This is a genomic window from Enterobacter sp. S-33 (assembly GCF_028735835.1).
Lineage (GTDB): Bacteria > Pseudomonadota > Gammaproteobacteria > Enterobacterales > Enterobacteriaceae > Enterobacter > Enterobacter vonholyi.
Genome location: NZ_CP117838.1, coordinates 1,368,934 through 1,386,969, shown reverse-complemented (window position 1 = coordinate 1,386,969; position 18,036 = coordinate 1,368,934). Strand labels below are relative to the sequence as shown.

The window sequence follows — 18,036 nt, the reverse complement described above, 5'->3', positions numbered from 1 at the left end:
TTACGACCGGGCTTCCATATTACTGCGGGTTAGCAGGTTTACGCGGGCGGCGTCGACGCTGCCCTTCCCCTGCCGGCTTGCCTTCGCCGCTGCGCCACGGGTTTTCGCCGGCCGGTTTGCCGTCGTTGCTACGACGCGGCGGTTTGCCGGATGACTTCGGCGCGCCACCTTCGGCACGACGCGGCTGCTGGCCGCGACCGCCGCCGCCCTGACCGCGACCGCCCTGACGACCGTTCTGAATCGGCTCGGCTTTGATTGACGGGTCCACTTCATAGCCCGGGGTTTCGATGCGCGGGATCTCTTTCTTCAGGAGGCGCTCGATGTCGCGCAGCAGCTTGTGCTCGTCCACGCAAACCAGAGAGAGCGCTTCACCGGTGGCCGCCGCACGGCCGGTACGGCCGATACGGTGCACGTAATCTTCCGGCACGTTTGGCAGCTCGTAGTTCACCACGTGCGGCAGCTCTTCAATGTCGAGGCCACGGGCAGCGATGTCGGTGGCCACCAGCACGCGGATGTCGCCGGACTTGAAGTCCGCCAGCGCACGGGTCCGCGCGCCCTGGCTCTTGTTACCGTGGATCGCCGCACTGCGGATGCCGTCTTTGTTCAGCTGTTCAGCCAGGTGGTTGGCACCGTGCTTGGTGCGGGTAAAGACCAGCACCTGCTGCCAGTTACCCTGGCCTATCATCTGGGAGAGCAGTTCCCGCTTGCGCTTTTTATCCACAAAGTGAACGTGCTGCGTCACCTGCTCGGAGGCGGTGTTGCGGCGCGCCACTTCCACTTCCAGCGGGTTATGCAGCAGCTTTTCCGCCAGCGCCTTGATCTCGTCGGAGAAGGTCGCAGAGAAGAGCAGGTTCTGACGACGCGCGGGCAGCTTGGCCAGCACGCGACGAATATCATGGATGAAGCCCATGTCGAGCATGCGGTCGGCTTCGTCCAGCACCAGAATTTCAATGCTATCGAGCTTCACCGCGTTCTGGTGTTCGAGGTCAAGCAGACGGCCCGGCGTTGCTATGAGCACGTCCACGCCGCCGCGCAGCTTCATCATCTGCGGGTTGATGCTGACGCCACCGAAAACCACCAGCGAGCGAATGTTGAGATAGCGGCTATAGTCACGCACGTTCTCGCCAATCTGCGCGGCCAGCTCGCGGGTTGGGGTGAGGATCAGGGCACGAACAGGACGACGGCCTTTGGCGTGCGGCTGATTTTTTACCAGCAGCTCTAACAGCGGCAGGGTAAAGCCCGCGGTTTTACCGGTGCCGGTCTGGGCGCTGGCCATCAGGTCACGTCCCTGAAGAACGGCGGGGATCGCCTGCTGCTGGATTGGGGTTGGCTCAACGTAGCCCTGCTCTGCGATCGCGCGCAGAATTTCCGGGTTCAGGCCAAGGGAATCAAAAGACATAAAAACTCCGAACCGCCCCGACCATCACAGGTGTAGTTTTCAGGGAGATATAACAATTGAGAGGACAAAAACCACAATGTCGCGAAGGAGCGGAGTGTAGCAGCTTTTGTGACGTGGCGCATAAAATATCCCTCCGCATTCCCTCGACGTTAGCGGGAATCAGGCATAATCTTAATCAATCGATTGATTAATTCTTAATGCCGCCATGAATACGACACCCACAACAACCAAAGGTGAACAGGCCAAAAACCAGCTTATCGCCGCCGCGCTGGCGCAGTTTGGTGAGTACGGCCTGCATGCAACCACGCGCGATATCGCCGCGCTGGCCGGGCAGAACATTGCGGCGATTACCTACTATTTTGGCTCAAAAGAGGATTTATATCTCGCCTGCGCCGAGTGGATCGCCGATTTTATCGGCACGCAGTTTCACCCACACGTCGAGGAGGCCACCGCGCTGCTCGGCCAGCCGTCGCCCGATCGCGAGGCCATCCGCCAGCTGATCCTCACTGCCTGTAACAACATGATCCGCCTGCTGACGCACGACGATACGCTCAACCTGAGCAAGTTTATCTCCCGCGAGCAGCTCTCCCCCACTGCCGCCTACCAGCGGGTACACGATCGGGTCATTGCTCCGATGCATACCCACCTGACCCGGCTGATCGCCGCCTATACCGGGCGGGACGCCAGTGATACCGAGACAATTTTGCATACCCACGCCCTGCTGGGTGAAATCCTTGCCTTCCGTCTGGGCAGGGAAACCATCCTGTTACGTACCGGCTGGACACAATTTGATGAGGATAAAGCCGCGCAGATAGGCGAGGTGATCGCCTGTCATCTCGATCTGATCCTGCAAGGCTTAACGCAAAGGAGCCCGAAGTCATGAAAAAACCTGTCGCCATCATTCTGGTGGTCGTTGTTTTGCTTGCCGCAGGCGTCGGTGGATGGCTGTGGTATCAAGGCCATCAGGATAAAGGCCTGACGCTGTACGGTAACGTGGATATTCGCACGGTGAACATGAGCTTCCGCGTAGGCGGTCGTCTCGCCTCGCTGAGCGTGGACGAAGGCGATGCCATTAAAAGCGGGCAGACGCTGGGGATGCTGGACAAAGCGCCCTATGAGAATGCGCTGCTTCAAGCCAAATCAGGCGTGTCCGTCGCCCAGGCACAGTATGACCTGATGCTGGCCGGCTATCGCGACGAAGAGATTGCCCAGGCCGCCGCCGCCGTTAAGCAGGCGCAGGCCGCCTATGACTACGCGCAGAACTTCTACGCGCGCCAGCAGGGGCTGTGGAAAAGCCGCACCATTTCCGCCAACGATCTGGAAAATGCGCGTTCGTCCCGCGACCAGGCGCAGGCAACGCTAAAATCCGCGCAGGATAAGTTAAGCCAGTACCACACCGGTAACCGCCCGCAGGATATCGCCCAGGCGAAAGCCAGCCTTGAACAGGCGCAAGCGCAGCTGGCGCAGGCAGAGCTCGATCTGCACGACACCACCTTAATCGCACCGTCTGACGGTACGCTGATGACCCGCGCCGTGGAGCCCGGCAGCATGCTCAGCGCGGGCAGCACCGTCTTAACGCTCTCCCTGACCCGCCCGGTCTGGGTGCGCGCCTACATTGATGAACCGAATCTCGGCCAGATGCAGCCGGGCCGCGAGCTGCTGCTCTATACCGACGGTCGCCCGGACAAGCCGTATCACGGCAAAGTGGGCTTTGTCTCCCCTACCGCCGAATTCACGCCGAAAACCGTTGAAACACCGGACCTGCGTACCGACCTGGTGTATCGCCTGCGCATCATCGTGACCGATGCGGACGACGCGCTGCGCCAGGGCATGCCCGTCACCGTAAAAGTAGACAACGGGGAACGACATGAATGACGCGGTTATTCAGCTCAACAATCTGGTTAAACGCTTCGCGGGAATGGACAAACCGGCTGTCGCGCCGCTGAACTGCACTATCCAGAAGGGCTATGTGACCGGGCTGGTCGGCCCGGACGGCGCGGGGAAAACCACGCTGATGCGGATGCTGGCCGGACTGCTGAAGCCGGATGAAGGCTCGGCCAGCGTGCTGGGCCTGGATCCGATAAAAGATGACGGCGCGCTCCACGCCATGCTCGGCTATATGCCGCAGAAGTTTGGCCTGTATGAAGATCTGACGGTGATGGAAAACCTGAACCTGTACGCCGACCTGCGCAGCGTCACCGGCGAAACCCGGGAGAAAACCTTCGCCCGCCTGCTGGAGTTTACCTCCCTCGGCCCGTTCACCGACCGGCTGGCGGGCAAGCTCTCCGGTGGGATGAAGCAGAAGCTGGGGCTTGCCTGCACGCTGGTTGGCGAGCCAAAGGTGCTGCTGCTGGACGAGCCCGGCGTTGGCGTGGACCCGATTTCGCGACGAGAACTGTGGCAGATGGTGCACGAGCTGGCGGGCGACGGGATGCTGATCCTCTGGAGCACCTCCTACCTCGACGAAGCGGAGCAGTGCCGTGACGTGCTGCTGATGAACGAAGGCGAACTGCTTTATCAGGGCGAGCCGACGACGCTGACGCAGAGCATGGCCGGGCGCAGCTTTCTGCTGCACAGCCCGCAGGAGTCCAACCGCAGGCTGCTGCAGCGGGTGCTCAAACTGACGCAGGTCAGCGACGGGATGATTCAGGGCCGCTCGGTACGGGTGATCCTCAAAAAAGAGGTCACAGTCGACGATATTCGCCATGCGCCCGGCATGCCGACGATTGAGATGGAAGAGACCGCGCCGCGCTTTGAGGACGCGTTTATCGACCTGCTGGGCGGCGCGGGCACGTCAGAATCGCCGCTTGGGGCGATTCTGCACACGGTGGAAGGCACGCCGGGAGAAACGGTGATCGAAGCCAAATCCCTCACCAAAAAGTTCGGGGATTTCGCCGCCACCGATAACGTGAATTTTGCCGTGAAGCGCGGCGAGATTTTTGGCCTGCTCGGACCAAACGGCGCGGGAAAATCGACCACCTTTAAAATGATGTGTGGCCTGCTGGTGCCGACGTCCGGCAAGGCGCTGGTGCTCGATATGGACCTGAAGGTCAGCTCCGGCAAGGCGCGCCAGCACCTGGGCTACATGGCGCAGAAGTTCTCCCTGTATGGCAACCTGACGGTCGAGCAGAATCTGCGCTTTTTCTCCGGCGTGTATGGCCTGCGCGGGCGGGCGCAGAACGACAAAATCCGCCGCATGAGCGATGCCTTCGGGTTAACGAACATTGCTTCACACGCCACCGACGAGCTGCCGCTCGGCTTTAAGCAGCGGCTGGCGCTGGCCTGCTCGCTGATGCACGAGCCGGATATTCTGTTTCTGGATGAGCCGACCTCGGGCGTTGATCCTCTCACCCGCCGCGAGTTCTGGCTGCATATCAACAGCATGGTGGAAAAAGGCGTGACCGTGATGGTGACCACCCACTTCATGGACGAGGCGGAGTACTGCGACCGCATCGGGCTGGTGTATCGCGGCAAGCTGATTGCCCACGGCACGCCGGACGACCTGAAAAACCAGGCCGCCGACGATGAGGTGCCGGACCCGACCATGGAGCAGGCGTTTATCACCCTCATCCACGACTGGGATAAGGAGAATGCCCATGCGCAGTAAGGCCATTTCCTGGCGCAGGGTGCGCGCGCTGTGCATTAAAGAGACGCGGCAGATCGTGCGTGACCCCAGCAGCTGGCTGATTGCGGTAGTGATCCCCCTGCTGCTGCTGTTTATCTTTGGCTACGGCATTAACCTGGATTCCAGCAAGCTGCGGGTCGGGATTTTGCTGGAGCAGCAGAGCAAAGAGGCGCTGGACTTTACCCACGCCATGACCGGTTCGCCCTACATTGACGCCACCATCAGCGACAATCGTCAGGAACTGATCCAGAAGATGCAGGCCGGGAAGATTCGCGGTCTGATCGTCATTCCGGTGAATTTTGCCGCCAACATGGCGCGGGCAAATACCGATGCGCCGATCCAGGTGATTACCGACGGCAGCGAGCCAAACACCGCGAACTTCGTGCAGGGCTACGCGGAGGGGATCTGGCAGCTGTGGCAAATGCAGCGGGCGGAAGATCGGGGTGAAGAATTTAAACCGCTGATCGACGTACAGACCCGCTACTGGTTTAACCCCGCAGCCATCAGCCAGCACTTCATTATTCCGGGCGCGGTGACGATTATCATGACGGTGATTGGCGCGATCCTAACCTCGCTGGTGATCGCCCGCGAGTGGGAGCGCGGCACCATGGAGGCGCTGCTTTCAACCGAAGTGACGCGCGTCGAGCTGCTGCTGTGCAAGCTTATTCCCTACTACTTCCTCGGCATGCTGGCGATGCTGCTCTGTATGCTGGTGTCCGTCTTTATCCTCGGCGTGCCGTATCGCGGCTCGCTGGTGGTGCTGTTCTTTATCACCAGCCTGTTTTTACTCAGCACGCTTGGCATGGGGTTACTCATCTCCACCATCACCCGCAACCAGTTTAACGCCGCGCAGGTGGCGCTGAACGCCGCTTTTCTGCCGTCAATAATGCTCTCAGGGTTTATCTTCCAGATAGACAGTATGCCTGCCGTCATCCGCGCCGTGACCTACATTATCCCGGCGCGCTACTTCGTGAGCACGCTGCAAAGCCTGTTCCTGGCGGGGAATATTCCGGTAGTGCTGATTATCAACACGCTGTTTTTAATGGCGTCGGCGGTGATGTTTATCGGTTTGACGTGGATGAAAACCAAACGGCGGTTAGATTAAGGAGCGCGCATGTTTCACCGTTTATGGACGTTAATACGCAAAGAGCTGCAATCCCTGCTGCGCGAGCCGCAAACCCGCGCCATTCTGGTCTTGCCGGTGCTGATCCAGGTATTACTGTTCCCGTTTGCTGCCACGCTGGAGGTGACCAACGCCACCATTGCCATTTACAACGAAGACAACGGCAAACACTCCGTCGAGCTAACGCAGCGCTTTGCGCGTGCGAAAGCCTTTACCCACATCCTGCTGCTGAAAAGCCCGCAGGAGATCCAGCCCACCATCGACACGCAAAAAGCGCTGCTGCTGGTGCGGTTCCCGGCGGATTTTTCCCGTAATCTGGATACCTTCCAGACCGCGCCGATGCAGCTGATCCTCGATGGGCGTAACTCCAACAGCGCCCAGATAGCCGCCAACTATCTGCAGCAGGTGGTGAAGGATTACCAGCAGGAGCTGATGGACGGCAAACCGAAGCCCAACAACAGCGAGCTGGTGGTGCGCAACTGGTATAACCCGAATCTGGACTACAAGTGGTTCGTGGTGCCGTCGCTGATCGCCATGATCACCACCATCGGGGTGATGATTGTGACCTCTCTCTCCGTCGCCCGAGAGCGTGAACAGGGCACGCTGGATCAGCTGCTGGTCTCCCCGCTCGCCACCTGGCAAATTTTCGTCGGCAAAGCGGTGCCGGCGCTGATCGTCGCGACGTTCCAGGCCACCATCGTGCTGGGAGTCGGTATTTGGGCCTATCAGATCCCGTTCGCCGGTTCGCTGGCGCTGTTTTACTTCACGATGGTGATTTACGGGCTGTCGCTGGTGGGGTTTGGGCTGCTGATCTCGGCGCTCTGCTCGACGCAGCAGCAGGCGTTTATCGGGGTATTCGTCTTTATGATGCCCGCGATTTTGCTCTCGGGCTATGTTTCTCCCGTCGAGAACATGCCGGTATGGCTACAGGATCTGACGTGGGTAAATCCGATTCGACACTTTACGGACATCACCAAGCAAATCTATCTGAAGGATGCGAGTCTGGATATCGTCTGGGGAAGTTTGTGGCCGCTACTGGTCATAGCGGCCACGACGGGCTCAGTGGCGTACGCGATGTTTAGACGCAACATCGCGTAGCTTTTTCTCTTTGGTCAGCAACGAGACCACCGCAGGCCCTGCGAGGATAGCCAGACCCGCCAGGGCCAGCAGCAGGTTGTTTTGCAGCACGCGTGACAGCAGCCACAGAACAATCATCGCCGCACCAAAGTACCAGGTGGTGGTGAGCTCTTCGAGCACGTCACCCACCTCGCGCCAGCGCGCTTCGTGGTGGCGCTGTAAGAACAGCATCGACAGCACGGTGACGCCGTAAAGGACGCATAGCCCCAGGCCAACGCGCACCAGCGTGCCGCTCATCCAGCCCATCACCAGTACGGCCACGACCAGTAAATGCAACATTATCTGCCAGCAACTAAGGCCAGTTGCGACACGAACACGTTGTTGCCACTTCATGGCTTCTCTCCTGAAGGATTTTTCTCTGCTTAATCAGACTACCGCACTTTACGGAAAATTCCGTAACGCCGCATCTTTTTGTGACGCCGACTACACTTTATTTTCATTGGGATAGTCACTCAGGAAGGAGCTTATGACGAAAAAAATGCAGCATTTCTCGCTTAAGGTGCTGACGATAAACATTCATAAGGGCTTCACAGCATTTAATCGCCGCTTCATTTTACCGGAGCTGCGCGACGCGGTGCGCACCGTCAGCGCGGATATTGTCTGCCTGCAGGAGGTGATGGGCGCACATGAAGTGCATCCGCTTCACTTTGAGAACTGGCCCGACACGCCGCACTATGAGTTTCTGGCCGACACCATGTGGAGTGATTACGCCTACGGCCGCAACGCGGTCTATCCGGAAGGGCATCACGGCAACGCGGTGCTGTCGCGTTATCCCATTGAACATTATGAAAACCGCGACGTTTCCGTCGGGGAGAGCGAAAAACGCGGCCTGCTCTACTGCCGCATTACGCCTCCCGACCTTGAGCTGCCCATCCATGTCGGCTGCGTTCACCTGGGCCTGCGCGAAGCCCATCGTCAGGCGCAGCTGAAAATGCTGGCCGAATGGACCAATGCGCTTCCAGAAGGTGAACCGGTGGTGGTCGCGGGCGACTTCAACGACTGGCGACAGCGGGCAAATCATCCGCTGAAGGTGGAGGCCGGACTGGAGGAGGTTTTTACGCGCGCCAACGGCAGGCCTGCGCGCACGTTTCCGGTCCGTTTCCCGCTGCTGCGGCTTGACCGCATCTATGTGAAAAATGCCCACGCCAGCAGCCCAACCGCCCTGGCGCTCCTCAACTGGCGGCATCTTTCCGACCATGCGCCGCTCAGCGCGGAGATCCACCTATGAAATGTTCCTGGCAGGAAGGCAACCGGATCACGCTGCTGGTCAACGGGGACGAGTATTACCCGGCCGTGTTTAAGGCGATTGATAATGCCCAGCAGAAGGTGATCCTCGAAACCTTTATCTGGTTCGAAGACAACGTCGGCAAGCAGCTGCACAGCGTGCTGCTGCGCGCCGCCCAGCGCGGCGTCAAAATTGAAGTGCTGCTGGATGGCTATGGCTCGCCGGACCTCAGCGATGCGTTCGTCAACGAACTGACCACCGCGGGGGTGGTGTTCCGCTACTACGATCCCGGCCCTCGCCTTTTCGGCATGCGGACCAACCTTTTCCGCAGGATGCACCGCAAAATTGTGGTGGTGGATGAGACGGTGGCGTTTGTTGGCGGCATTAACTACTCCGCGGAGCATATGTCCGACTACGGCCCGGAAGCGAAGCAGGATTACGCCATTCGCATTGAAGGCCCGGTAGTGCAGGACATTTTGCTGTTTGAGCTGGAGAACCTGCCGGGGAAAGAGGCCGTTCGCCGCTGGTGGCGACGACGTCATCGCCCGGAAGAGAACCGGAAGCCAGGCGAAGCGCAGGCCCTTTTCGTCTGGCGTGATAACGGCGAGCACCGGGACGATATCGAACGTCATTATCTCAAGATGCTCGCCAACGCGAAGCGCGAAGTGATTATTGCTAACGCCTACTTTTTCCCCGGCTATCGCCTGCTGCACGCCATGCGCAATGCGGCCCGGCGCGGGGTACGCGTGAAGCTGATTGTACAGGGCGAACCGGATATGCCGATCGTCAAAGTCGGGGCGCGGCTGCTTTATAACTATCTGGTGAAGGGCGGCGTACAGATTTACGAATACCGCCGTCGGCCGCTGCACGGCAAAGTCGCGCTGATGGACGATCACTGGGCCACCGTGGGCTCCAGTAACCTCGATCCGCTGAGCCTGTCGCTGAATCTTGAAGCCAACCTGATCATTCACGATCGTCAGTTTAATCAGACCCTGCGGGATAACCTGCAGGCGCTAATCGTCAATGACTGCGTGCGTGTGGATGAGTCCATGGTTCCCAAACGCACCTGGTGGAACCTGGGCATCAGCGTGGTGGTGTTCCACTTTCTGCGGCATTTCCCGGCGATGGTCGGCTGGCTGCCGGCGCATACGCCTAAGCTGGCGCAGGTGGACCCGCCGGTACAACCCGAAATGGAAACCCAGGACCGCATAGAAGCGGAAGACGGAGGCAAACCCTGATGTCGAAATCGCATCCACGCTGGCGGCTGGCAAAAAAGATCCTGACATGGCTGTTTTTTATTGCGGTCGCGGTTCTGCTGGTGGTCTACGCGCAGAAAGTTGACTGGGAAGAGGTGTGGAAGGTTATCCGCAACTATAACCGGATGGTGCTGCTGGGCGCTGCAGGGTTGGTCATTGTGAGCTACCTGATGTACGGCTGCTATGACCTGCTGGGTCGCGCCTACTGCGGCCACAAGCTGGCCAAACGTCAGGTGATGCTGGTGTCGTTTATCTGCTACGCCTTTAACCTGACGCTGAGCACCTGGGTTGGGGGGATTGGCATGCGCTATCGCCTCTACTCGCGGCTCGGCCTGCCGGGCGGGACCATCACGCGCATTTTCTCGTTAAGCATCACCACCAACTGGCTGGGCTATATTCTGCTCGGCGGGGTGATCTTCACCATCGGCGTGGTGCAGCTGCCCGCGCACTGGTATATCGATGAGGCCACGCTGCGCATTCTGGGCATGGTACTCCTGCTGATTATCGCCGTTTATCTGTGGGCCTGCGCCTTTGCCAGACGCCGCCATATGACCATCAAGGGGCAAAAGCTGGTGCTGCCCTCGTGGAAGTTTGCGGTGCTGCAGATGGCGGTCTCCAGCGCCAACTGGATGGCGATGGGGGCCATTATCTGGCTGCTGATTGGCGAGGACGTAAATTATTTCTTCGTGCTGGGCGTGCTGCTGGTGAGCAGCATTGCCGGGGTGATTGTGCATATTCCGGCGGGGATCGGCGTGCTGGAAGCGGTGTTTATTGCCCTGCTGGCCGGGGAGCATGTCTCTCAGGGAACGATTATTGCGGCCCTGCTGGCGTACCGCATGCTGTATTACTTCCTGCCGCTGGCGCTGGCAACGGTCTGCTATCTGGTGCTGGAGAGCCGGGCGAAGAAGTTACGGGCGAAGAATGAGAAGGCGCTGGCGAAATAAAAGCAAAACGGCAACCTTGTTGCCGTTTTTAGTGTTTGTTCCCTCTCCCGTGGGAGAGGGTCAGGGTGAGGGCACCAAACCGCACCGCACCCGGCAAAACAACCTTAGCGACGGTTGCCTAAAATCCGCAGCAGCATCAGGAACAGGTTGATGAAGTCCAGATAGAGCGTCAGTGCGCCCAGAATCGAGTATTTGCGCAGGTTGGAACTGTCGCGCACGTCGATCTGCTCACCGATGTTTTTCAGCTTCTGGGTATCATAGGCCGTTAACCCCACGAAGAGCACCACCCCGATATAGGTCACAGCCCACATCAGCGCTTCGCTCTTCAGCCACAGGTTCACCAGCGACGCCAGCACAATCCCGATCAGCCCCATAAACAGCATGCTGCCGAAGCCGCTCAGATCGCGCTTCGTGGTGTAACCGTACAGGCTCATCGCACCAAACATCCCGCCGGTCACCACGAAGGTGCTGGCGATGGATGAATAGGTGTAAACGATGAAAATGCTGGAAAGCGTCAGGCCCGTTAGCGCCGAATAGAGCATAAACAGGGTCGTTGCCATGCCGGCACTCAGCTTGTGCACCAGACCAGAAAGCACAAACACCAGCGCCAGCTGCGCAATAATCAGCCCAAAGAAGGTGATTTTGCTGGAGAAGATAAACATCATCAGCTCCGGCGTGTTCGCTGCATACCACGCGATAAACGCGGTAAGCAGCAGGCCAACCGTCATCCAGCCATACACCTGAGCCATATACGTCTGCAGGCCGCTACGGGTCTGCTGTACTATTGAATCGGAACGCGGAAATCGGTCCATGATTCACTCCTGATTAAGATTAAGTAGACACACTCGTTAAGAGTAACACATCCACGTAAACCAACTACCAACGGCTGGCGGCCTGCTTATCGCTGTCGCGAGATTCTACCCAGCGATCCCCTTCCGGCGTGGCTTCGCGCTTCCAGAACGGGGCTTTGGTTTTGAGGAAATCCATAATGAACTCCCCTGCCGCAAACGCGCTGCCGCGGTGGGCGCTGGTCACGCCGACGAAGACAATCTCCTCGCCGGGCCACATCTCGCCGATACGGTGAATAACCGTGACGCGCCCGAGCGGCCAGCGGCCTCGCGCCTCGTCGACAATCTCCGCCAGCGATTTCTCGGTCATCCCCGGATAGTGCTCCAGCGTCAGCGCCTTCACGCTGTCACCGAGGTTGTGATTGCGCACCTTGCCGGTAAAGGTCACGACCGCGCCGTCTTCATCGCGTTCCGCCAGCCAGCCGTATTCGGTCCCTACGTTAAAACGCTCAGGACTCACCAGAATTCGGGTTTCAGCCATCTTAGCCCCCTGTCACCGGCGGGAAGAAGGCCACTTCATCCCCTGCGTTCAGCGGATGGGTGAATTCCACCAGCGTCTGGTTAACGGCGGCCAGCAGCTTGCCTTCGTCGAGCGCCAGCGCCCAGCGGTCGCTTTGTGCCGCCAGATGCGCGCGCAGGGCAGCAACGTTATCAAAAGACGCATCCAGCGTCAGGCTATCGGTATTCACCAGCTCGCGCACCTGCGCAAAAAAGAGCACCTTAATCATGGCTGTCCACCTTAAAATCACCGGATTTGCCGCCGCTTTTCGCCAGCAGACGCACCGGGCCAATCACCATATCTTTCTGCACCGCTTTGCACATGTCGTAGATGGTCAGCGCGGCAACGGAGGCCGCCGTCAGCGCCTCCATCTCCACGCCGGTTTTGCCGGTTAAGCGGCAGAGTGACTCAATGCGCACGCGATTGTGCTCCGGCTGCGCCTGCAGGTTCACTTCCACTTTGCTCAGCATCAGCGGATGGCACAGCGGAATGAGATCCCAGGTCCGTTTGGCGGCCTGAATTCCCGCAATGCGCGCGGTTGCAAACACGTCACCCTTATGATGGCTGCCGTCGATAATCATCGCCAGCGTCTCCGGCAGCATGGTGACGAACGCTTCCGCGCGCGCCTCGCGCACCGTTTCCGCTTTGGCGGAAACATCCACCATATGCGCTTCACCGGCGGCGTTAATGTGGGTCAGTTGTGACATAGCTTATTTCTTTAAATGGGGATGGAAATTACACGGACGGGTACGGGCATCCAGCTGCGGGGCGATGATGTTTTCCCACGCGGTGCGGCAGGCTTTGGTCGAGCCCGGCATGGCGAAAATCAGGGTTTTGTTAGCCACGCCCGCCACGGCGCGCGACTGAAGCGTGGAGGTACCAATCTCTTCAAAGGAGAGCATGCGGAACACTTCGCCGAAGCCTTCCACCTCGCGGTCGAACAGCGGGATTAGCGCTTCGGGGGTCTGATCGCCTGCGGTAAAGCCGGTGCCGCCATTGATCAGCACCACCTGAACTTCATCGCTGGCGATCCACTGAGAGACCTGCGCGCGAATGGCGTAGCGGTTCTCCTTCACGATCGCTTTATCAACGATGTGATGCCCCGCGTCATGGGCCGCATCGCGCAGCCAGTGGCCGGAGGTATCATCCTCTTCGCCACGGCGGTCGGAAACGGTAAGAATAGCAATGCGTGTCGGGATAAATTCTGCGCTTACCTGACTCATCTTCTGATTCCTTCTTAAGCCTGATTACCCGCCGATGTAGGACAGGTTCTGAGTAATACCGGTATTGCCCTGATGCAGGAAGTGGGTCTGTTTTTTATGCGTCAGCGCTTCAGAAATGCGTGCTTCAAGCGCGTCCTGCTGAGCATCGTCTTCCAGCAGATCGCGAAGGTCCACGCCGCCGTCGCCGAACAGGCAGAGATGGAGCTTGCCCACGGAGGAGACGCGCAGGCGGTTGCAGCTGGCACAGAAGTCTTTCTCGTAAGGCATGATAAGCCCAATTTCGCCTTCGTAATCAGGATGGCAGAAGACCTGCGCCGGACCGTCGCTGCGCTGGCGGATCTGGTGGATCCAGCCGCGTTTCAGCAGCTCGTCGCGCAGCACCATGCCGGAGATGTGATGGCGGCGAAACAGCTCGCTGCCCTCGCCGGTTTCCATCAGCTCAATAAAACGCAGCTGAATGGGGCGGGATTTAATCCACGCCAGGAAGGTATCGAGCTGGTGATGGTTCACATCACGCATCAGCACCGTGTTGACTTTGACTTTTTCGAAGCCGGCCGCAAATGCCGCATCGATACCGTCCATGACCTGCTGGAATTTATCCTGGCCGGTAATGGCGTGGAACTGGCGGGCATCCAGACTGTCCACGCTGACGTTAATGGCGGTTAAGCCCGCATCGCGCCAGGTGGCCACGTCGCGCGCCATACGGTAACCGTTGGTGGTCACCGCAATCTGGCGGATACGTTCGTTTTCACGCACGGCGGCAATGATGTCGGGGAAATCGCGGCGCAGCGAGGGTTCACCGCCGGTAAGGCGAACTTTTTCGGTGCCGAGCTCAGAGAAGGCGCGCGTGACGCGGCGCACTTCATCCACGGAGAGAAAGCCGTTATTGGTAACGCTGCCCGGTTTGTAGCCGTCGGGCAGGCAGTAGGTGCAACGGAAGTTGCACACATCGGTAATCGACAGACGTAAGTAATAAAACTTACGCGCGAAAGCATCAGTAAGTTGTGAAGCCATGTACACCTTTCCAGATCGGGAGGCACAGTCATTTCTTTCTGTACCCTGGTGGCAAATTCGCCACGGCCAGAGCGCCATATCTTTCGACACAGGCACAAGGGCTAGAGTGTATGTTTTCATTTTTGAAAACGTGGTTAGGGCGATAGTAGCGCGGAAATTCTCACGGCGCCATTATCGCCTTTCGCTATATAATTACGTATATAGCGAATCAATCCTGCATTTTCGCTACAGAATACCTAAAAACCGCATATTCACATTGATATACGTCATTTTGCATCGGGTGAGGCATCGTCTTTTAGGGGTAGTTAGGTTACTGTTACGCGATCGAACGTGATAAGGAATACGTATGCGCAATCGCACTTTTGCGGATCTTGACCGAGTGGTCGCTCTTGGCGGAGGACACGGCTTAGGCCGGGTTATGTCCTCTTTATCGTCACTCGGCTCAAGGCTGACAGGGATAGTGACTACCACCGATAACGGCGGCTCAACCGGGCGCATTCGTCGTGCCGAAGGCGGCATTGCCTGGGGAGATATGCGCAACTGCCTGAACCAGTTAATTACCGAGCCGAGCGTCGCATCGGCGATGTTCGAGTACCGTTTTGGCGGAAATGGCGAACTTTCCGGGCATAACCTTGGAAATCTGATGTTAAAGGCATTGGATCACCTGAGCGTACGGCCTCTGGAAGCCATTAACTTGATCCGTAATCTGCTGAAAGTTGACGCATTCCTGATCCCCATGTCTGAACAACCGGTTGACTTAATGGCCATCGACGCCGAAGGGCATGAAGTTTACGGCGAGGTGAATATCGACCAGCTCCTCCTGCCGCCAGCGGAGTTGATGACCTATCCGAGCGTGCCCGCCACGCGAGAAGCGGTAGAGGCCATCGGGGAAGCGGATCTTATCCTGATCGGTCCGGGCAGTTTTTACACCAGCCTGATACCCATTCTGCTGGTGAAAGAGCTGGCACAGGCGCTGCGCCGCACTCCTGCCCCGATGGTTTACATCGGCAATTTAGGCCGTGAGCTGAGTCCGGCAGCCGCAAGCCTGTCGCTGGCGGATAAACTCAGCTTGATGGAGCATTACGTCGGTAAGAAGATCATTGACGGCGTGGTGGTTGGGCCGAAGGTGGATGTGTCCGGCATCGGCGATCGTGTGGTGATTCAGGAGCCGCTGGAGGCTTCAGACATCAAATATCGCCACGATCGCCATCTGCTGCGCGAGGCGCTGGAGAAGGCGATTCAGGCGCTGGGCTGACAATAAGGCCCGATAAGCGCAGCGCCACCGGGCAAAACTAACCTATGATGCCGCGATAAACAGATCCCGCAGCTGATGAAGCTGGTCGCGGATCTGCGCCGCCTCTTCGAACTCCAGGTTCTGCGCGTGCTGCATCATCTGCCCTTCCAGCTCGTGGATTTTCTGCTGCAGCGCTTTCGGCGTCAGCACGACGGTATCTTCTTCCACCACTGAACGCGCCTTGCCGCGTCCTTTCGCTTTGGTTTTGGCAATGTTCTGACCCAGCGCCAGAATATCCACCACCTTCTTGTTCAGCCCCTGCGGCGTAATGCCGTGTTCTTCGTTGTAGCGCTGCTGTTTCTCGCGGCGGCGTTCCGTCTCGCCAATCGCTTTCGCCATCGACGGGGTAATTTTGTCACCGTACAGAATCGCTTTACCGTTGACGTTACGCGCGGCGCGGCCAATGGTCTGAATCAGCGAACGCTCGGAACGCAGGAAGCCCTCTTTATCCGCGTCCAGAATCGCCACCAGCGAGACCTCCGGCATATCCAGACCTTCTCGCAGCAGGTTGATCCCTACCAGCACGTCAAACTCGCCCAGACGCAGATCGCGGATGATCTCCATGCGCTCCACGGTATCGATATCCGAGTGAAGATAACGCACCTTCTCGCCGTGCTCTTCGAGATACTCGGTGAGGTCTTCCGCCATACGCTTGGTGAGCGTGGTCACCAGCACGCGCTCGTTAATGGCGGAACGGGCGCGGATCTCAGAGAGCAGGTCGTCCACCTGCGTTGCCACCGGACGCACCTCGATAATCGGGTCCAGCAATCCAGTCGGACGCACCACCTGGTCCACCACCTCATCGCCGGATTTTTCCAGCTCGTAGTTGCCCGGCGTGGCCGAGACGTAGATGGTTTGCGGCGCCAGCGCCTCAAATTCTTCAAACTTCATCGGACGGTTATCCAGCGCTGACGGCAGGCGGAAACCGTACTCCACCAGCGTCTCTTTACGCGCCCGGTCGCCGCGGTACATCCCGCCGATCTGCGGGATCGTGACGTGGGATTCGTCGATCACCAGCAAACCGTCGGCCGGAAGGTAATCAAACAGCGTCGGCGGCGGCTCGCCGGGCCCGCGTCCGGAGAGGAAGCGCGAGTAGTTTTCAATGCCGGAGCAGTAGCCCAGCTCGTTCATCATCTCAAGGTCAAACTGGGTACGCTGGCTCAGGCGCTGCTCTTCGAGCAGCTTATTGTTCGCCAGCAGAACCTTACGGCGTTCCGCCAGCTCCACTTTGATCTCTTCCATCGCCTGCACAATACGCTCGCGCGGCGTCACGTAGTGCGTTTTCGGGTAGATGGTGAAGCGCTGGATCACTGACTCAACGTGTCCGGTCAGCGGGTCGAAGAGCGACAGGCGCTCGACCTCCTCGTCAAACAGCTCGACGCGCAGCGCCATATCGTCCGATTCTGCCGGGAAGATGTCGATCACTTCGCCGCGCACGCGGAAGGTGCCGCGCTGGAAGGCCTGATCGTTGCGGGTGTACTGCAGCTCCGCCAGACGACGCAAAATCGCACGCTGGTCGATGATCATCCCCTGCGTCAGGTGCAGCATCATCTTGAGATAGAGATCCGGATCGCCCAGACCGTAGATCGCGGAAACCGAGGCAACGACGATCACATCACGACGCTCCAGAAGCGCCTTTGTGGCCGACAGTCGCATCTGCTCGATGTGTTCGTTCACCGAGGCATCTTTCTCAATGAAGGTGTCAGAGCTCGGCACATAGGCTTCAGGCTGGTAGTAATCGTAGTAGGAGACGAAATACTCCACCGCGTTTTCCGGGAAGAACTCTTTCATTTCGCCGTATAGCTGCGCCGCCAGGGTTTTATTGGGTGCCAGCACCATCGTTGGGCGCTGGAGATCCGCAATCACGTTGGCGATGGTGAACGTTTTACCTGAGCCGGTTACCCCCAGCAGCGTCTGGTGCGCCAGCCCATCTTCCAGCCCCTCTTCCAGACGACGGATCGCCTCAGGCTGATCGCCTGATGGACGGAAAGCAGAATTCAATTTGAACGGTTTACTCATGGGCGACAACCTGATGACGTTATAAGCGGCAGGTGTGTAATTTTACTCCTTGTTGCCAGGAATGCCAGCAAAAAACACTGGATGAAAAACCAGTAGCATGTCAGGATATTTAGCATAGCGCCTGAATGATTAGCGCGATAGCGGCCAAAATTTGGACAGTGGCAACATAAAACACCAGTCAGGTCAGGTTATCCCCAGAACTTTTTCTTTTTTAACATTTGTCAAGCCAGGTAATGATAGTTTTATGGCAACCGGTGACACTTTCATGACGGGAATTGCTTTTATCTAAGCAATTAAAAAATAAACGATATTTTCTAAAGCCGCGTTTCGCGTCAATTTGGGCGAAAGCCGCGTCTTCTCTCGCTTATCGCGTGTTTTCTAACTCTAATGCACATGGTTATCCACAGGAATAGTGGATAACTGCTTCCAG

18 protein-coding genes and 1 riboswitch are annotated in these 18,036 nt (G+C 58.2%); of the genes, 9 read left to right on the top strand and 9 right to left on the bottom strand.

Annotated elements, in window-relative coordinates:
• Positions 1-19 precede the first annotated feature (19 nt).
• Positions 20-1,399, bottom strand: a complete 1,380-nt coding sequence (gene rhlE, locus PUP35_RS06515; RefSeq protein WP_133294033.1) for an ATP-dependent RNA helicase RhlE — start codon at positions 1,397-1,399, stop codon at positions 20-22.
• Between the two features lie 205 nt (positions 1,400-1,604).
• Here rhlE and cecR point away from each other — a divergent pair, with 205 nt between their 5' ends.
• Genes cecR through PUP35_RS06490 form a run of 5 tightly spaced genes read left to right on the top strand, consistent with a single transcriptional unit; the run spans position 1,605 to position 7,245 of the window.
• Positions 1,605-2,282: a transcriptional regulator CecR gene (cecR, locus tag PUP35_RS06510; protein ID WP_274242358.1), complete on the top strand. Its 678-nt coding sequence runs from the start codon at positions 1,605-1,607 to the stop codon at positions 2,280-2,282.
• Positions 2,279-3,274: a secretion protein HlyD gene (gene hlyD, locus PUP35_RS06505; RefSeq protein WP_274242357.1), complete on the top strand. Its 996-nt coding sequence runs from the start codon at positions 2,279-2,281 to the stop codon at positions 3,272-3,274. The genes cecR and hlyD overlap by 4 nt, the downstream gene beginning before the upstream one ends.
• Positions 3,267-5,006, top strand: a complete 1,740-nt coding sequence (locus PUP35_RS06500) for an ATP-binding cassette domain-containing protein (RefSeq protein WP_274242356.1) — start codon at positions 3,267-3,269, stop codon at positions 5,004-5,006. Before hlyD ends, PUP35_RS06500 begins: the two co-directional genes overlap by 8 nt.
• Positions 4,996-6,129 (top strand): ABC transporter permease, encoded by a 1,134-nt coding sequence (locus tag PUP35_RS06495; protein WP_115874545.1) that lies wholly within the window; start codon positions 4,996-4,998, stop codon positions 6,127-6,129. Before PUP35_RS06500 ends, PUP35_RS06495 begins: the two co-directional genes overlap by 11 nt.
• Positions 6,130-6,138: 9 nt before the next feature.
• Entirely contained in the window at positions 6,139-7,245 is a 1,107-nt protein-coding gene (locus tag PUP35_RS06490) for an ABC transporter permease (protein ID WP_039261395.1), read from the top strand.
• On the opposite strand, the gene PUP35_RS06485 is transcribed toward PUP35_RS06490, so the two are convergent.
• Positions 7,207-7,617, bottom strand: coding sequence for a YbhQ family protein (locus tag PUP35_RS06485; protein WP_023334980.1), 411 nt, complete (start codon positions 7,615-7,617; stop codon positions 7,207-7,209). The genes PUP35_RS06490 and PUP35_RS06485 overlap by 39 nt on opposite strands.
• A 133-nt stretch (positions 7,618-7,750) precedes the next feature.
• On the opposite strand from PUP35_RS06485, the gene PUP35_RS06480 reads away from it, so the two are divergent.
• Genes PUP35_RS06480 through PUP35_RS06470 form a run of 3 tightly spaced genes read left to right on the top strand, consistent with a single transcriptional unit; the run spans position 7,751 to position 10,709 of the window.
• Positions 7,751-8,512, top strand: a complete 762-nt coding sequence (locus tag PUP35_RS06480; protein ID WP_115874543.1) for an endonuclease/exonuclease/phosphatase family protein — start codon at positions 7,751-7,753, stop codon at positions 8,510-8,512.
• Positions 8,509-9,747: a cardiolipin synthase ClsB gene (gene clsB / locus PUP35_RS06475; RefSeq protein WP_111963823.1), complete on the top strand. Its 1,239-nt coding sequence runs from the start codon at positions 8,509-8,511 to the stop codon at positions 9,745-9,747. The genes PUP35_RS06480 and clsB overlap by 4 nt, the downstream gene beginning before the upstream one ends.
• Positions 9,747-10,709 carry a lysylphosphatidylglycerol synthase domain-containing protein gene (locus PUP35_RS06470; RefSeq protein WP_274242355.1) on the top strand — a complete coding sequence of 321 codons (963 nt, stop codon included), beginning with the start codon at positions 9,747-9,749 and terminating at the stop codon, positions 10,707-10,709. The genes clsB and PUP35_RS06470 overlap by 1 nt, the downstream gene beginning before the upstream one ends.
• Before the next feature lie 104 nt (positions 10,710-10,813).
• Here PUP35_RS06470 and PUP35_RS06465 read toward each other — a convergent pair whose 3' ends face one another.
• The 6 genes from PUP35_RS06465 to moaA form a co-directional block, all read right to left on the bottom strand.
• Complete coding sequence (locus tag PUP35_RS06465; protein ID WP_069719576.1) at positions 10,814-11,521, bottom strand: Bax inhibitor-1/YccA family protein; 708 nt, start codon at positions 11,519-11,521, stop codon at positions 10,814-10,816.
• 64 nt (positions 11,522-11,585) lie between these two features.
• Positions 11,586-12,038 (bottom strand): molybdopterin synthase catalytic subunit MoaE, encoded by a 453-nt coding sequence (gene moaE / locus PUP35_RS06460; protein ID WP_045403777.1) that lies wholly within the window; start codon positions 12,036-12,038, stop codon positions 11,586-11,588.
• A gap of 1 nt (position 12,039) precedes the next feature.
• Entirely contained in the window at positions 12,040-12,285 is a 246-nt protein-coding gene (gene moaD / locus PUP35_RS06455) for a molybdopterin synthase sulfur carrier subunit (protein WP_111963820.1), read from the bottom strand.
• Complete coding sequence (moaC, locus tag PUP35_RS06450; protein ID WP_008501142.1) at positions 12,278-12,763, bottom strand: cyclic pyranopterin monophosphate synthase MoaC; 486 nt, start codon at positions 12,761-12,763, stop codon at positions 12,278-12,280. Before moaC ends, moaD begins: the two co-directional genes overlap by 8 nt.
• Before the next feature lie 3 nt (positions 12,764-12,766).
• Positions 12,767-13,279: a molybdenum cofactor biosynthesis protein B gene (moaB, locus tag PUP35_RS06445; protein ID WP_274242354.1), complete on the bottom strand. Its 513-nt coding sequence runs from the start codon at positions 13,277-13,279 to the stop codon at positions 12,767-12,769.
• Positions 13,280-13,303: 24 nt separating this feature from the next.
• Positions 13,304-14,293 (bottom strand): GTP 3',8-cyclase MoaA, encoded by a 990-nt coding sequence (moaA, locus tag PUP35_RS06440; RefSeq protein ID WP_104949073.1) that lies wholly within the window; start codon positions 14,291-14,293, stop codon positions 13,304-13,306.
• Positions 14,281-14,414: riboswitch (molybdenum cofactor riboswitch) on the bottom strand. It overlaps the preceding gene by 13 nt.
• A gap of 225 nt (positions 14,415-14,639) precedes the next feature.
• Between moaA and yvcK the strand changes: the two genes are divergently transcribed.
• On the top strand, positions 14,640-15,548 hold the full coding sequence (gene yvcK / locus PUP35_RS06435) for a uridine diphosphate-N-acetylglucosamine-binding protein YvcK (RefSeq protein WP_274242353.1): 909 nt from the start codon (positions 14,640-14,642) through the stop codon (positions 15,546-15,548).
• Between the two features lie 42 nt (positions 15,549-15,590).
• Here yvcK and uvrB read toward each other — a convergent pair whose 3' ends face one another.
• A complete protein-coding gene (gene uvrB, locus PUP35_RS06430; protein WP_274242352.1) occupies positions 15,591-17,606 on the bottom strand; it encodes an excinuclease ABC subunit UvrB in 2,016 nt (671 codons plus the stop codon).
• Between the last annotated feature and the right edge of the window lie 430 nt (positions 17,607-18,036).

What these genes read in the sequence shown, in the direction of transcription:
- PUP35_RS06485 (WP_023334980.1), bottom strand. Translation starts at nt 7,617, where the DNA reads ATGAAGTGGCAACAACGTGTTCGTGTCGCAACTGGCCTTAGTTGCTGG.
- moaE (WP_045403777.1), bottom strand. Translation starts at nt 12,038, where the DNA reads ATGGCTGAAACCCGAATTCTGGTGAGTCCTGAGCGTTTTAACGTAGGG.
- rhlE (WP_133294033.1), bottom strand. Translation starts at nt 1,399, where the DNA reads ATGTCTTTTGATTCCCTTGGCCTGAACCCGGAAATTCTGCGCGCGATC.
- PUP35_RS06495 (WP_115874545.1), top strand. Translation starts at nt 4,996, where the DNA reads ATGCGCAGTAAGGCCATTTCCTGGCGCAGGGTGCGCGCGCTGTGCATT.
- yvcK (WP_274242353.1), top strand. Translation starts at nt 14,640, where the DNA reads ATGCGCAATCGCACTTTTGCGGATCTTGACCGAGTGGTCGCTCTTGGC.
- PUP35_RS06490 (WP_039261395.1), top strand. Translation starts at nt 6,139, where the DNA reads ATGTTTCACCGTTTATGGACGTTAATACGCAAAGAGCTGCAATCCCTG.
- moaC (WP_008501142.1), bottom strand. Translation starts at nt 12,763, where the DNA reads ATGTCACAACTGACCCACATTAACGCCGCCGGTGAAGCGCATATGGTG.
- PUP35_RS06480 (WP_115874543.1), top strand. Translation starts at nt 7,751, where the DNA reads ATGACGAAAAAAATGCAGCATTTCTCGCTTAAGGTGCTGACGATAAAC.
- moaB (WP_274242354.1), bottom strand. Translation starts at nt 13,279, where the DNA reads ATGAGTCAGGTAAGCGCAGAATTTATCCCGACACGCATTGCTATTCTT.
- cecR (WP_274242358.1), top strand. Translation starts at nt 1,605, where the DNA reads ATGAATACGACACCCACAACAACCAAAGGTGAACAGGCCAAAAACCAG.
- PUP35_RS06500 (WP_274242356.1), top strand. Translation starts at nt 3,267, where the DNA reads ATGAATGACGCGGTTATTCAGCTCAACAATCTGGTTAAACGCTTCGCG.
- PUP35_RS06470 (WP_274242355.1), top strand. Translation starts at nt 9,747, where the DNA reads ATGTCGAAATCGCATCCACGCTGGCGGCTGGCAAAAAAGATCCTGACA.
- moaA (WP_104949073.1), bottom strand. Translation starts at nt 14,293, where the DNA reads ATGGCTTCACAACTTACTGATGCTTTCGCGCGTAAGTTTTATTACTTA.
- uvrB (WP_274242352.1), bottom strand. Translation starts at nt 17,606, where the DNA reads ATGAGTAAACCGTTCAAATTGAATTCTGCTTTCCGTCCATCAGGCGAT.
- PUP35_RS06465 (WP_069719576.1), bottom strand. Translation starts at nt 11,521, where the DNA reads ATGGACCGATTTCCGCGTTCCGATTCAATAGTACAGCAGACCCGTAGC.
- moaD (WP_111963820.1), bottom strand. Translation starts at nt 12,285, where the DNA reads ATGATTAAGGTGCTCTTTTTTGCGCAGGTGCGCGAGCTGGTGAATACC.
- hlyD (WP_274242357.1), top strand. Translation starts at nt 2,279, where the DNA reads ATGAAAAAACCTGTCGCCATCATTCTGGTGGTCGTTGTTTTGCTTGCC.
- clsB (WP_111963823.1), top strand. Translation starts at nt 8,509, where the DNA reads ATGAAATGTTCCTGGCAGGAAGGCAACCGGATCACGCTGCTGGTCAAC.